We start from the raw sequence: 14,322 nt of genomic DNA, 5'->3' as shown, positions 1-14,322 counted from the left end.
GAGGCGGGTTCAGCCGTGCGCGGCCAGCGGCGCGAGCAGCTTGCCGACGAGGCTTTGCGCCGTGCTGCCGAGGCCCGAGCGGCTCCAGCCCGTGCGCGAGCCCGTCGCGCTCCAGACCACGCGGCCCGAGGGCAGCTCGCGCAGCTCGAACGAGAGCGTGACGACGGGTTCGCCGTCCACGCCCACCTTGTAGCGCCATTCCTCCACCGCGCCGGTCAGCACATATTTCGCGTGCTGGCCGCGGGCCCAGTCGAGGCCCTGTTCGAGGTTCGGCTGCGTGGAGGCGTCGAAGCTCGCGCCGTTGTCGGCGTTTGCCATCGTCGCCACGGTTGCGTAGCCGAGCGTGCGCAGCGTGTTCGCCGCCACGGCCTGGGCGGCGCGTCCCGCGTCGGGCGTTTCGGTGAAGTTCGCGAGCGGCAGCACGGCCACGCCGTTCGATGCCGCGAGGGCCGGCGCCGGCGTCGAATCGACGCTGGCGCATGCGCCCAGGGCCAGCATGCAGGCGGCGGCCAGCCCCAGCCCCCAGCTTCTGCGGATGCGCTCGATTGCATTCATGTCTGCTCTTCCTTTCCGGTTCGTTGAGTGTCGGGATCGGCACGCCCCGGGGGCGCACCGTCTTGCGTCGTGAAGTCAATACAGCCAGCGATAGCGCGCGCCGATCATCGTGAGCTGCGAGCCGGTCTGCGCGAGATGCTCGTGCTCGAAGTAAATCGCTGCATGGTCGCCGCCGAATACCGATCCCGCAATGCCGACATCGGCGTTCAGGCCCCAGCCCTGGACGGTGTCGTGCACGATGCCGAGGTCGAGATAGGGCCGCCAGGCGTGCGTGTAGCGCTCGGCGAGATCGTTGCCGAAGCCCACGTACGCGCCGAACTGCGTGTAGCTGTTCGGCATGAAGGTCGCGGCGGTGATCGGGCTCTCGTCGGCCGGCACGAGCCGCGCGAGCAGGGCGTCCGGCTGGCCGCTGTCGTTGTAGCCGCCGTGCGCGGCCACGAAGCGCAGCGTGTAGTCCGGGTACTCGGTGCGGATCTTGTAGTCCACTTCCGCCTGCTGAACGCCACCCGTGCCGATGAGATTGCGCGCCTGGCTGTAGAAGCGGTCGGCTTCGAGGCTCGCGTTGAACGACCAGCGCGGGTCGATCTGCCACAGAAGATTGCCCGTCACGAGATCCTTCATGCCGCCGACAAAGAGCGTCTGCGTTTCGTCCGCGTCCGCGTTGCGCGCGATCGAGCCCGACAGCGTGACGGGGGAGCCGTTGCCGGTCGACCCGTCGAGGCGGAACGTGTAGAACGAATCCATCCCGTCGCGCCGCCCGAAGCTGGCGTTCACGGTCGAATCGTTGGTCTGTCGGCGCAGGAAGAACGACGCCTGGCGGTCCACGGGATCGACGTTGACGAGCTGCGTCGTGTCGGCGGTGCGCTGCCAGCGCTGAATGCCGAGCAGGCCGATCAGGTAATGATCCGTGAGCTTGAGGCTGGCCGTGATGGTCTGCTGCACGTAATCGAGCGGGTGTTCGATATAGTTTTCGATCGAGGTGCCGATCGACTGGTCCCAGAACAGCGACGTCTCGACGAGGCGTTCGTGCAGCTGGTCGTCGTAAGGCGCGCCGTCGAGGCCTGCGAACGCATGCGCCTGCGCGGCGCCCTGGCGGTCGACGAAATTCTCGGCGTCGATGCGGCTGTAGAGCGTCGGCGCGGTGCTGCGCGAGTCGAGAATCTGCGTGACCTGCTGGGCGTCTTCCTCGGCCAGCGCGATCGTGAGCTGTTCGTTGCGCTGACTCGATAGATCGGTCGCATAGCGGCGCGAGAGCCAGCGTTTGGCCACGTCGTTGCGCTCGAGCGAGAGCGCCCACGCGACGGCGACGTCGCGCGCGACCGAGCGGCGGAGCTTGCGATACTGCGCGTCGCGCTCCTGCGGCGCGGGCAGCGCATCCACGCCGGCCGCGTTGCCGAGCAGGCTGTGCCCCGATGCATCGTCGGGCGCGCGGGTGTCGGAGGCGGTCAGCGCGGCGAGAAGATGGGCGGCGGTGTCGCCGTTCGCAAGCATCTGGGCCAGCATCGCGCGGCGCCCCTGCAGTTGCTCCTTCGCTTCCCATTCGTTGCGCGCGGGCATGGCGAGGGGCTTCGTGCCGGGCCTGGCGCCAGGCTTGCCCGCGCCCCCCGGGGTTTCGTGCAGCAGCGCGATCCAGACGCGCCGCCGCATCGACCACGCAAGCGCCGTATGCCCGGCCATTTCCTGCGCGTCGGCATAGGTGAGCAGCCACAGCGGATCGTTGCCGCTCGTGACGGCCTGCCGGCGCAGATAGGTGAGGGCGGCCTCCGGGCGGTTCAGCTGCATTTCGCCTGCGGCGTACGGTCCCCACAGCATTTCGTCGTCGAGCGAGCGGTCGCGCCAGCGGTTGAGCGCCGCGCGCAGTTCGTCCTCGGTGCCCGCGTCGACCACCATCCACAGATACGCGGCGATCGTATCCGCGTTCGTTCCCGGCATCGCGACGGCCCGGCGCAGGTCGGCGAGCGCGGCATCGAGGCGGCCGATCTGACGCTCGTACTCGGCGCGCGCGGCGAGGAAGCCCCCGTCACGTTCGGCGCTGGCAAGCTGACCGGGCGTAAGCGAGGCCAGCAGCGCGCCGGTCTCGTCGAGGGCGTGCGCGGCGAGGTAATAGTTGATCGCGTCGCGCAGCGGCTGGACCTCGCCCGTCTTGCGGAACTGACGCGTGGCGGTGCGCGCGGCGTCGATCGGGTAAGGCTCGTAGAAGAAGGTCATCGTGACGAGATCCTCCGGCTCGGTGCCGGGGTTCGTCAGCAGATGCCGGTAGGCGCGGTCGGTGTCCGCGTCGTCCTGCAGCAGGCGCGCAAGCTGGCCGTAGGTGCGCCAGTAGAGCGTGTCGGCATCGCTCGCATAGGGCTCGACGCGCTTGAGGGCGGCGAGCGCCTCCACGTAGCTGCCGCGCTGGTAGAGCAGGTTCGCGCTGCGCTCGGCGTATTCGGTGTTGCGCGGCGCCGTTTGCTGGAGCGTCTGGTAGGTCGCGAGCGCCTGGTCGTAGTTGCCGTTGCGCTGCGAGAGCCACGCGTAGCGGCGCAGCATTTCCTCGGTGCGTGCGCCGGTGGCGCGCGCCTTCAGGAACGCGAGGCCGTCGTTGGGGCGGCCGAGGCGCTCGTAGGCGGCCATCACGTCGTCGACGAGCTTGAGGTTGTCGGGCGCGGCATCCGACGCGTGCACGAGCGACTGCACGTAGGCGTCGTCGTCGTCCAGCATCGGCGCGATGCGCTGCACGTTGCGCCAGGCTTCCGGGTCGTCGGTCGCTTTCGCGTAGGCGAGCCACGACTGCAGCGCGGCCATCGGCTCGTTGTGCCATTCCTGCACTTGCGCGAGGCGCTTGCGCCACTCGGGCGCTGCGCCCGGGCGCTGCGCCTGCCTGGCCGCGATCGTTTCGGCATTCGCGAGATCGTTCGCTTCGAGAAAGGACTGATAGAGCGTGAGCGCGAGCTTGTCGTCCGCGGAGGGGGCGTTGGTTGCGCCCGCTGCACTCGCTGCGGCGGGCGCCGATGCCGCAATGCGCACGAGGCGCACCGGCTGCGCCGAAGCGCCGCCGGTTTCGACGAGGGGGCTGAACGGGCCGAGAGGGCCGAATGCGGCGCGCTTTGCACGCACGCGCTCGAAGCGCTCGATACCGGGCAGCCGCAGCCATTTCGCAGGCTGCGGCGCGCGGCCTGCGGGCGCCCGGGGGGCCGCATCCGCAGCCAGGTGCGCGGCGGCGAGGCGTATCGCGCCGGTTTCGGGCTCGCGCTGCGTGACGAACGGCATGAGCGCGCGCGCATAACGCTGGACGAGCTCGGGCCGATTCGCGGCCCGAGCCAGTTCGAGCATGACTTCGAGCGTCGCGCGGTCCCCGGAGAGGGCGCCCAGGTGCGCGCCGCCCTGCGCGAGCGCATCGTCGAGCAGGTTGCCGGCCTGCAGCGCGCGCACGGCGGCGATGAAGTTGCGCCGGGTGTCGTCGCGCGTCGTGGCCATGGCCTGCGCGGCGAAGTAGCCCGCTGCTGCCGCGCGATAGTCGCCCGTCGCCAGATAGAGGCTTGCGGCCTCGCGCTGCCAATGCTGGCGGTGCTCGGGGTCCACGGCGATGAGCCGCTCGTTGTAGCGCGCGGCGATGCCCGGCGCGTTCACGGCGAGGGCTTGCTTCGAGAGCCATTGCAGCTGGCTCGCATCCTGCGTTTCGGCGACCATCGCGCCGAGCAGCGCCCGGGTCCTGGCCGTGTGGGTGGCGCGCTCCGGCGAATCGGGCCTGGCCGCGAAGGTCTTGATCAGCTCGCAGCGCAGTTGCAGCGAGTCGGCCGCGCGGCGCAGTTGGGGCGTGCCGAGCGCGGCGAGCCGCGCGGCGATCACCTCGGCTTCGTCGAGGCGGCCGAGCCCGAGGTACTGCTCGCCCAGCGCTTTCAGATAGACCGGGTCCGTGGGCTCGCTGCGCAGCCACGCTTCGAGGTAGGCGGTGTTCAGCTCGTTCGGCGTCGTGTCTTCGACGACGCGCGAGCGCAAATGTGCCGCGCCGTAGACGCCGCTCAAGGCGGCCACGAGCGCGAGCGTCGTCGCGGCGAGTGCCAGCGGCGACGCAATGCGGGGCCGGTCATTGGCCACAGTTCACCTCGACCGGCTGGTAGGTCACCTCGACGCCCGGCACGGCTGGCGTGACGATGTGCAGCGTGTCGCCCTGGCGCTGCGTGGTGAGCGCGCGGCCGCCGCTGCTCGCCCGGCATTGCCCGGCGTGCGCCACGTCGATGAACGGCTGGTAGTAGCTGCCGAATTCGAAGCGCAGGCCGTGCGCGGTGCGCTCGAAATCGCGCACGAAGCCGTTGGCCTCGGCGAGGTAGGGCAGCGCGCCGTTCGGGTCGGGCTGCGCGAGCGTGAAGCGTGCGCTGCCGCCGTCGAAATGAATATAGGTGCCGTCGGGGCCCTGCGAGTAGCCGGTCACGCCGGAGGCGTCGGCAAGGCGCGGCACCTCGTTGCCGTTCCAGTGCAGCTCGCTCACGCTGCCGTTGCCGCGCACGAGCCAGCCGTCGCCATCGCGCGCAACCGCGAAGGTATGCCAGTCGAGCACGATGCGCTCGTAGTCGGTCACCTGCACGGGCAGCACCGGCTGCGCGAGCACGGTGCTCATGATCGTGTCGAGCGAGCGCAGCGAGGCGAGCTTGGTGCCGCTGTACATGTGGTAGTAGATGTCGATCGGCTTGAAGCGCAGCGGCTTGTCGGTCATCTCGAAGGTCTGCAGCACCTGGTCGAAACCGTAGAACGGGCCTTGCCAGTCGTTCGTATAGACGTTCTCGTCCTGGTTCGGCGCGAGCACCTGGTAGGCGCCGGGTCCCTTGTCGATGCCGATGGGCGCGATGTTCGTCCAGCTGTTGTTGCCGCGCGTGATGACGGTGTCGCCGCCGTTGAAGTTGTAGACGCCGGCATCGTAGGTGCGCTTCACCGCGACGGCGGGCGGCATGCAGTCGCCCGACCATTGCAGGACGAGCACCTTCTTGCCCGGCGGCGCGAGGCGCGTGTTGATGTACTTGATCGAGCCGAAGATCTCGCGGTCCAGATTGAAGTGGTAACCGGGAATGTTCAGCGAGAATGCGGAGTCCGAACCGCCGCGGTCGGTGCGCGAGCCGTCCTGGCCGTTCACCTCTTCCCAGATGAACGGGTGCGAGTAGGTGTGCGTGCCGATCTCGACGTAGGGCAGCGCGAACATCTTGCGCGCGATGGCTTCGAGGCGCGGCGAAATTGCCGGATACAGGCCGTCCGGGCCCACTTCGCCTTCGATGACCGAGAGCAGGGTCGGCACGGGGTAGCGTGTCCAGATGCGCTCGTAGAGCGCCTCGCCCGAGTAGTCGGGGCCGGGGAACTCGGCGCGCGAGGCGAAGCCGTCGCCGTCCACGTGGGTCATGAAGAGGCGTCGCCCGTTTTGCGTGGTGGTGCTCGGTCCCGGCAGCGCGGCAAGGCGCAGGGTCGCCTTCAGGAAGCTGATGGGCTGGATCACCCAGCGCTCCTGGTCGATGCCGCTCAGGGATACTTCGGTGTACTGATTCAATGCGAAGCCGCCCCACGGCATCACGCCGACAGCGTCTACGCGCGTGCCGTTCGCATCGATGCCGAGGAGCGAACGGCCCGAACCCTCGACGCGCACGGAGGGCAGGTCACGCGGGTCCGGCTTCGGCATCGTTTCGAAGCCGACCATGGGGTCCTGGGTGACGACGGACAGCGGCGCCGTTAACTGGCCGCTCACGGAGGCAAGGCCCGGGAGCTCGCTCGAATCGCCGGCGCTAAAGCCGAACTGGCCGAGAAAGGCGATCGGCACGTGCGCGCCGGTCACGCGCCGGATCCAGCGGCGCCAGGACATCTGATCGGCAACGTCGCCGTGCTCGATCCATACGACGACGCCGGCGTAGCGGTCGGGCGTCACGTTCGCCGGCAGCGAGCCCGAGATGTCCGCATACTGGACGTCGTAGCCCAGGTAATTGAGCGGCGTGGCGAGCACGCGCACGCCCGGTGTCAGGTCGAGCTGGTCTCCGGCCTCGCGGTCCTGCACGACCAGCACCTTGCGCGGCATCACCTCGATACGGCCGATTCCGACCACGTCCTGATCCGGATCCGTCACGTAGGCGTCGAGCCCGGCGGCCAGCGCCTGCTGGGCGGTGTGGCGCGCGCACGCCCGGTCGGTGGCGTCGCAGTATTCGAGCGTGACGACCGGCACGCCGGTCTCGCGCGTGAGCGCCTGGGCCGCTTCTAGCGCGCCTGCCGGGCCGGCGGCCGGCGTGGCGTCCGCCGTCGCACCGGCAGCAAGGGGCTCGGTGAAGAACGGGCCGGCGAGTACGGCGTAGACGTCTTTGGCGTGGGCGCGCGCCGCGTTCAGCGCGTCGGCGCCGCCGAGCACGATGGCGGCATCCGGGTGGGCCGCGCGAATCGCGTCGAGCGCGGCGATGGCTACGGGCGTATCGAGCACGAAGCCGCGGAAGCCGCGCTGCCAGAGCGGCGCGATTTCCTGTTCGACAAAGGTGTCGGCGCGCTCGCCGGGCTGCGCGGTCGTGCGCGCCACGTAGATCGTATGGGCGAGGGGGCGTGAAGAAGGATCGAAGCTGCGCGCCGGGTCGAGCACCACGGCGTCGAATGCCTGCAGCATGTCCATCGGCGGATCGTCGCCGTCGAACGTGGCGAGATTGACCTGGTGCGCAGAGACTGTCGCGGCGCCGACGGAGGGAGAGGGCGTCGAGATGGCTGAGCTGGCGGCCGTTGTGGTTGCCGCCGTTGCGGCGTCGGGAGGCAGCCCCCACGCCGCATGCGAGCACGCGCTGGCGGCGATGCACGCCGCCAGAACGCGTCTTATCCCAAAAATCCCCGGCAACCGGCCCGTGAGTCGCGCGCGCAGCGCGATCTTATGTACAAGACTTGCCAACTTTCCATACCCGGTAAGAATTTAGTCGGCGGAGAACACTTCAGCGCGCATAAATCGGTCAATGGAATTACTGAATTCCGACGAAGCGTGGCCCAGTGCGCGGTGCTGTTGACTCCCTCTTTAGGAGGCGCAAGGTAACATAAATCTCTAGAAAGTCAAAGGTTTGCCAAATGCATTTGCCGATTTTAACGTTTTACATGTTGTTCTAGATCGACATTGAGGTGGTTTTAAAAAACGAACGGTTGGACTTTCTTTGGGGCGAGGCCTTTGGAGGGCCGGTGCGCGGGGCGGTCAAGTCACGAAGATGACAGTTCGATGGGTTATGGAGCGGAAAATTTCCAGTAAATAAGTCTGGCCCTTTGCATGAGAAAAGCCTTGACAAAAATGGCGCCTCGGCCGGGTTATCAGTGCCGTGTTCGGGTTGCCCTCGTTTTCCATATAAAGGGTAAATCCTGATTTTGATCGCGTGGGTTGAATGCATTCACGTCCGGTGAAACCGTGAGACCTGTGACCGTTTTGCAGCCTGCGCTGAAGCGCAGGCGATGCACTGGAATTTTTTTGGAAAGCTTGCGGCACCGATTGGCGGAGGGACAGCGGAGATGAACGGCTACCAGCTAATGTTCTACACCGGGCAAAATCGCCGTCATGGCCATCAAATGGTCACGGAGCGGCTGCTGCACGGGGCGAAGCAGCTCGGCATACATGGCGCCACGGTCGTTGACTGCGCATCGGGTCGCCGCGGTGTGGCAATGCTTGCATCGATCGCCGCGACTGCGGTGATTCATGACCTGACGGTGGTAACGCGCAATGTCGATGACTTTGCTGGTACAGGTGCGCGCGTGCTAAACCCCTTCAAGGGGAGTGTCAGGGGCAGCTGGAAAGTGCATTACCTTCCTCCAGGCTTGACACCCGCTCCCCTACGCTGTCGCCTGGCGTTACCCGCCCCCACCACCCGCTCATCGGGCAAATCCTCGCAGACTCCAAAAAGCCGTTCCCGCACCCAGCGATGCCCCGCATCGTGATGCGTGCGTTCGTGCCACGCCGCGTATTTGCTGAAGCCCGGTATGTCGAGCGGCGGTTCGCACTGCACGAGGCCATCGGTATGCGCGGCCAGCCGGCTCGGCACCACCGCGATCAGGTCGCTCTGGCGCAGGATCTCGGGCAGCACGAGAAAGCTCGTCACCGAAAGGGCAACGCGCCGCTTGCGCCCGAGCCGGGCCAATGCTGCGTCGGTCACGCCCTCGAAGCTGCCGCCTGTATAGGAGACCAAAGCATGGTCCAGCGTGCAGAACCGGTCCAGCGTGAGCCGGCCTCTCACGGCGCCGGGATGATCCGCGCGCATGATGCAGACGTAGCGCTCGTCGAACAGGCGCCGCGCGTGCAGGTCCGCCGCCGCACTGTCCAGCGTAACCAGCGCCAGGTCGATTTCGCCGCGTTCCAGCTGCGTGTGCAGCCGCGTGTCCTGAACGGGCAGCACGGCAATGCGAATGCCGGGCGCCTCGCGCCGGAGCACCGAAAGAAAAGGCACGACGACCGCGCGCAGCGCGTAGTCGGTGGCGGCGAGGGGCAACACCATGTCGGCGGTGGCGGGATCGAACGCGGGCGGGCGCAGCAGGCCTTCGATTTCGTTCAGGATCTGCTTGACGGGGCCCGCCAGTTCCAGTGCGCGAGCGGTCGGCACGATGCCGCGCTGGGTGCGCACGAACAGGGGATCGGCAAAGCGCTCGCGCAGGCGCGTGAGCATGCCGCTCACGGCGGGCTGGGTCAGCGAAAGCCGCGCCGCTGCGCGTGTGACGCTGCGTTCGTCGAGCAGGGCATCCAGCGCCTTGAGGAGATTCAGGTCCATCGTCCTGATATCACTGTTCATGATGGCAAAAATAAATTATTGCGATTGGATTTATTCCAGCATAGCGCCGATCATGAGCGGTGTCATCAAGGAGCTGCCGAATGAAAATGAACGCAATCATCTGGCCCGAGGGCTACGTGCCGGGCTTTACCGACAATTACGCGTCGAACGAAGTGATCGTGGCGGGCCTGAGCGCGGCCGATGTCTGGCCGCTGCTGGGCACGCCGTCGCGCTGGCCCGCCTACTACGCAAATTCGGCCAATATCCGCTTTTACGACGGCAAGGGCCCCGAACTCGGAAACGGCGCACGTTTTTACTTCGAGACGTTCGGATTCCCGGTGGAGGCGCGGTGCAGCGAATACATTCCCCCGGCTGGCGGTCAGCCCGGCCGCGTGGCCTGGCACGGCTGGGTGGGCGAGGAAGGTACCGCGGCGCGTCTCGACGTGCACCATGCGTGGCTCGTGGAGGATCTCGACGGCGGTCGCGTGCGCATCCTCACGCAGGAGACGCAGAAGGGCAAGCCGGCGCAGGAATTGCGCGAGTCCAAACCGAACCCGATGATCAACGGTCACCAGGACTGGCTGGACGGCCTCGTCGCGGCGGCCCTTCAGGATAAGCAGTCGTGAAAGCCATCGTTGTCAAGGCACCGGGCGGTCTCGATCGCCTGGAGATTCGCGATCTGGCCGATCCGGGGCAGCCCGGCGCAGGCGAGATTCGCGTCGCGCTGCATGCCACGTCACTGAATTTCCACGACCTGCTGGTCGCCAACGGCAGCATTCCGACCGCCGACGGCCGCGTGCCGATGGCCGACGGTGCCGGCGTGGTGGAGGCCGTGGGCGCCGGCGTCACGGAGTTCCAGCCCGGCGATCATGTGGTGTCCTGCTTTTTTCCGCAGTGGCCGGCCGGTCCCGCGTTCGACGCCGTAGGCAGTTTTGCCGGCACGCCCGGCGACGGTATCGACGGCTACGCCGCGCAGTACGCGGTGCGGCCAGCCAGTGCCTTCACTCGCGCGCCGCGCGGTTGGAGCCACGCGGAAGCGGCGACGATCACCACCGCCGGGCTCACCGCCTGGCGCGCGCTGGTGGGCGACGCTCAGCTGAAGGCGGGCGATGTCGTGCTGACACTCGGTACAGGCGGCGTTTCGATCATGGCCTTGCAGATCGCGAAGGCGATGGGCGCGCAGGTCATCGTCACATCCTCGTCCGACGAGAAGCTCGATCGCGCTCGCGCACTGGGGGCCGACCACGGCATCAACTACCGCCAGCGCGCCGATTGGGGCAAGGCGGTGCGCGAACTGACCGGCGGGCATGGCGTGGATCACGTCATCGAGCCAGGCGGCCCGGGTACGCTGGCGCAGTCCATCCACGCGGTGCGCGTGGGCGGCCACATCTCGCTCATCGGCGTGCTGACCGGCCGGCAGGGCGAGGTTCCGACTTCGATGCTGATGGCGCGGCAAGCTCGCCTGCAGGGGCTTATCGTGGGTAGCCGCCGCCAGCAGCAGGAGTACGTTGCGGCACTGGAGCAGACCGGCGTGCGTCCGGTCATCGACCGCAGCTTCGCGCTGGAGCAACTGGCCGAGGCGTTCCGCTTCCAGGAAGGCGGCAATCATTTCGGCAAGATCGTGGCCGAATGGTGAGAGGGGTCCGGTTCGCCTTGCATCGAGGCGTCTCGGTCGAGTCTAATGCAACGTTGACAGCCCGAGGCAAGGAGAAACCGATGGACGAACGCGAGGTTATGCGCAACGCGGCGCCTGTTACCGACGTATTGCCGCAGCAGGTGTTGCAGGATCTCGACGGCGACCATCTCGAAGCGCGCCTCGGCGAGGCGATCCGCCTTTCGACGCTCGGTTCCGATGGCTGGCCGCATGCGGCGCAGTTGAGTGTCGGCGAGATGCTCGCCGTGGGGCCGGCCGAATTGCTCGTTGCGATCTGGCCGCAGTCGAACACGGCCCGGAATCTGCATCGCGATGGCCGGCTGACGCTGTCGCTCGTCCACGACGGCGCGCTGCTGGAAATACGCGGCCGCGCGAGCATCGTGGCGGAGCATCAGACGGCACTCGATCTCACGGTGTTCCGGGTGACGATCGAGGCAGTTCACGAGCATCGCGCGAAATACGCAGAGGTCCTAAGCGGCGTGATGTTCCGTCTGCACGAGCCGGAGAGGGTGCTCGCGCGGTGGCGCGAGCAGGTCGCGATGCTGCGCGGCTTCGCCTGAGCGCAACCTTGCCCATACCGCCGGCGCGGCGATTGCGAACTCTTTCATGCGGTATCGATTCTGTTTATGGGAGACCGTGCGCGCGAGCGGATCGTAAGCGCGTTCGTACTCCCTCGCCTCAAGATAAGACAAGCCTTGTCCCGCAAGGCGAAGCGCCCCGCGCGGTAGGCATCGGGCACGCCTCCAGGGCCCCCGGACGGCCCCCGCGGCTCCCCTGATTTCTGGTTAACCCCGCATAGCCGGACCACTGACCGGCTCCTTATCTTCATGTTCAATCTGTCGCGACGGCTCACCAGGGCGGCGCGAATGCCAAAGGATTGTTCATGATTATCGATATCCACGGTCACTACACGACGGCGCCCAAGGCGCTGGAGGCCTGGCGCAACCGCCAGATCGCAGGCATCGCCAACCCGGCCGACATGCCCCGGGCGTCCGAGCTGAAAATCAGCGACGACGAGTTGCGCGAATCGATCGAGCAGAACCAGCTGCGCCTCATGCGCGAACGCGGTCTCGATCTCACCGTGTTCAGCCCCCGCGCGAGTTTCATGGCGCATCACATCGGCGATTTCGAAGTGTCGAGCAGTTGGGCCGCGATCTGCAACGAACTGTGCTACCGCGTGAGCCAGCTGTTTCCGCAGCACTTCATTCCGGCCGCGATGCTGCCGCAGAGTCCCGGCGTGGACGTCGCCACCTGTATTCCCGAGCTCGTGAAATGCGTGGAGCAGTACGGCAACGTGGCGGTCAACCTGAATCCCGACCCGTCGGGCGGACACTGGACAAGCCCGCCGCTCTCCGACCGCTACTGGTACCCGCTCTACGAGAAGATGGTGGAGTACGACATTCCGGCGATGGTGCATGTGAGCACGAGCTGCAATGCATGCTTCCACACCACGGGCGCGCACTACCTGAACGCGGACACCACGGCGTTCATGCAATGCCTCACGTCGGACCTGTTCCGCGAGTTTCCCACGCTCAAGTTCGTGATCCCGCATGGCGGCGGTGCCGTGCCGTACCACTGGGGCCGCTTCCGCGGTCTTGCGCAGGAGCTGAAGAAGCCGCTGCTCGAAGAGCATCTGCTGAACAACCTCTTCTTCGATACCTGCGTCTATCACCAGCCGGGCATCGATCTGCTTACCAAAGTGATTCCCGTCGACAACATCCTGTTCGCGAGCGAGATGATCGGCGCCGTGCGCGGCATCGATCCGCAAACCGGCCACTATTTCGACGACACGAGGCGCTATATCGAGGCATCCGAAATGAATCCCGATCAGCGCTACAAGATTTACGAAGGCAACGCGCGGCGCGTGTATCCGCGCCTCGACGCCGCGCTCAAGGCACAAGGACGCTGACCATGTACGAACTCGGAGTCGTTTATCGCAACATCGCGCGCGCGGATAGCCGCGCGGCAGACGGGCTCGGCGCGCTCGGCAGCGCGACCGTGCATGAAGCCATGGGCCGCACGGGCCTCATGAAGCCGTACATGCGGCCCATCTATGCCGGCGCGCGCGCGTGGGGCACGGCGGTCACGGTGCTGCTGCATCCCGGCGACAACTGGATGCTGCACGTGGCGGCCGAACAGATCCGCCCTGGCGACGTCGTGGTGGCGGGCGTCACGGCGGATTGCACCGACGGCTACTTCGGCGATCTGCTCGCCACGAGCTTCAAGGCGCGCGGCGCGCGGGCGCTCGTCATCGACGGCGGCGTGCGCGACGTGAGCGTCTTGCAGCAAATGGATTTCCCGGTGTGGAGCAGGGCGATTTCGGCGAAAGGCACGATCAAGGCGACGCTCGGCTCGGTGAACATTCCGGTGGTCTGTGCGGGCGCGCTCGTGCACCCGGGCGACGTGATCGTGGCGGACAGCGACGGCGTGGCGGTCGTGCCCGCTGCGAAGGCGCCGGACACGCTGGACAAGGCCAGCGCGCGCGAGGCGCTGGAAGAGGAAAAGCGCGCGAAGCTGGCTTCGGGCGTGCTTGGCCTCGACATGTACAAGATGCGCGAGCCGCTCGAAAAGCTGGGCCTGCGCTACATCGACTGATGGCGGCAATCATGGCACGGCAGCCGGCGCTCATGGGTATTTCGTCGATGGCGACGCGCCTCGTTCTTGCGGACTTCGTCGAGGCCTGGCGCTCGCGATTGGCCGGCGATGAGGGAACGGTGCCGTACATCGAGTCGGTGGGCGGCGTGGAGGCGGCGCGCCGCGTAGCCGAAGGCGAGCCGTTCGATTTCGTGGTGCTCGCCGACGATGCGCTCGCGCGTCTTGGCGTGCAAGGGCACGTCGACCTCGGCACGCGGGTCGAGGTGGCGCGTTCGGGCGTGGCGATCGCGGTGCCGGCCGGCGCTGCGCTTCCCGGTCTGCACGATGAGGACGCCGTGCGTCGCGCGGTGCAGGAGGCGCGTCGCATCGGCTATTCGACGGGACCGAGCGGCGCGCATCTCGCGAAGCTGCTCGATCGCTGGGGCATGGCGCAGACCGTCACCGAACGCCTCGTGCAGGCGCCGCCGGGTGTGCCGGTGGCCGCGCTGCTCGCGCGCGGCGAAGTGGAACTGGGTTTTCAGCAGTTCAGCGAACTCGTCAACGTTCCGGGTGTGCAGATTGCCGGCGCATTGCCGGACGACATCCAGCTCGTGACGGTGTTCGCCGCCGCGTGTACCGCCGCGACTTCGCAGCGCCTGGCCGCGCAGGGCTTTCTCGACTTTGTCGCTGCACCGCCAGGCGACGAGATCCGGCAACGCCACGGCATGGAAGCACCTGTGCGTGGACACGGATAGGACTGCCATGGATTCGGGTCTGGATTGAAGAAGGTATGCCGCTTCGGCGGCGGATCTCACTACA

Annotated in this window: 10 protein-coding genes and 1 pseudogene; 7 read left to right on the top strand and 4 right to left on the bottom strand. The window is 67.2% G+C overall.

Annotated features, from left to right (window positions below; genetic code table 11):
• Nucleotides 1-9: 9 nt before the first annotated feature.
• The 3 genes from BAC01S_RS18605 to BAC01S_RS31770 form a co-directional block, all read right to left on the bottom strand.
• Nucleotides 10-555 (bottom strand): hypothetical protein, encoded by a 546-nt coding sequence (locus BAC01S_RS18605; protein WP_027796129.1) that lies wholly within the window; start codon nucleotides 553-555, stop codon nucleotides 10-12.
• 75 nt (nucleotides 556-630) lie between these two features.
• Nucleotides 631-4,632, bottom strand: coding sequence for a tetratricopeptide repeat protein (locus BAC01S_RS18600; RefSeq protein ID WP_027796128.1), 4,002 nt, complete (start codon nucleotides 4,630-4,632; stop codon nucleotides 631-633).
• Nucleotides 4,622-7,162: a polysaccharide deacetylase family protein gene (locus BAC01S_RS31770; RefSeq protein WP_245616616.1), complete on the bottom strand. Its 2,541-nt coding sequence runs from the start codon at nucleotides 7,160-7,162 to the stop codon at nucleotides 4,622-4,624. Before BAC01S_RS31770 ends, BAC01S_RS18600 begins: the two co-directional genes overlap by 11 nt.
• Before the next feature lie 809 nt (nucleotides 7,163-7,971).
• On the opposite strand from BAC01S_RS31770, the pseudogene BAC01S_RS35820 reads away from it, so the two are divergent.
• Nucleotides 7,972-8,283, top strand: a pseudogene (locus tag BAC01S_RS35820) (DUF190 domain-containing protein); the annotation flags it as partial.
• A 32-nt stretch (nucleotides 8,284-8,315) separates the two neighbouring features.
• Here the strand turns inward: BAC01S_RS35820 and BAC01S_RS31765 are convergent.
• Nucleotides 8,316-9,296: a LysR family transcriptional regulator gene (locus BAC01S_RS31765; RefSeq protein WP_084168655.1), complete on the bottom strand. Its 981-nt coding sequence runs from the start codon at nucleotides 9,294-9,296 to the stop codon at nucleotides 8,316-8,318.
• Nucleotides 9,297-9,376: 80 nt separating this feature from the next.
• Here BAC01S_RS31765 and BAC01S_RS18585 point away from each other — a divergent pair, with 80 nt between their 5' ends.
• From BAC01S_RS18585 to BAC01S_RS18560, 6 genes are all read left to right on the top strand, one after another.
• On the top strand, nucleotides 9,377-9,901 hold the full coding sequence (locus tag BAC01S_RS18585; protein ID WP_407667940.1) for an SRPBCC family protein: 525 nt from the start codon (nucleotides 9,377-9,379) through the stop codon (nucleotides 9,899-9,901).
• Entirely contained in the window at nucleotides 9,898-10,911 is a 1,014-nt protein-coding gene (locus BAC01S_RS18580; RefSeq protein WP_027796126.1) for a zinc-dependent alcohol dehydrogenase family protein, read from the top strand. The genes BAC01S_RS18585 and BAC01S_RS18580 overlap by 4 nt, the downstream gene beginning before the upstream one ends.
• A gap of 80 nt (nucleotides 10,912-10,991) precedes the next feature.
• Nucleotides 10,992-11,489: a pyridoxamine 5'-phosphate oxidase family protein gene (locus tag BAC01S_RS18575; RefSeq protein WP_218001714.1), complete on the top strand. Its 498-nt coding sequence runs from the start codon at nucleotides 10,992-10,994 to the stop codon at nucleotides 11,487-11,489.
• Between the two features lie 323 nt (nucleotides 11,490-11,812).
• Nucleotides 11,813-12,838, top strand: a complete 1,026-nt coding sequence (locus tag BAC01S_RS18570; protein WP_027796124.1) for an amidohydrolase family protein — start codon at nucleotides 11,813-11,815, stop codon at nucleotides 12,836-12,838.
• Nucleotides 12,839-12,840: 2 nt separating this feature from the next.
• The gene (gene ligK, locus BAC01S_RS18565) at nucleotides 12,841-13,524 is read left to right on the top strand and encodes a 4-carboxy-4-hydroxy-2-oxoadipate aldolase/oxaloacetate decarboxylase (RefSeq protein WP_027796123.1); all 684 of its coding nucleotides are present in this window, start codon (nucleotides 12,841-12,843) and stop codon (nucleotides 13,522-13,524) included.
• Nucleotides 13,525-13,535: 11 nt separating this feature from the next.
• A complete protein-coding gene (locus tag BAC01S_RS18560) occupies nucleotides 13,536-14,258 on the top strand; it encodes a substrate-binding domain-containing protein (RefSeq protein ID WP_027796122.1) in 723 nt (240 codons plus the stop codon).
• Nucleotides 14,259-14,322: the final 64 nt, after the last annotated feature.

The organism is Paraburkholderia acidipaludis NBRC 101816 (assembly GCF_000684975.1).
Taxonomy (GTDB): Bacteria; Pseudomonadota; Gammaproteobacteria; order Burkholderiales; family Burkholderiaceae; genus Paraburkholderia; species Paraburkholderia acidipaludis.
Note: the sequence above shows the minus strand (reverse complement) of the source record. Positions and strands in the feature narration are given on the sequence as shown.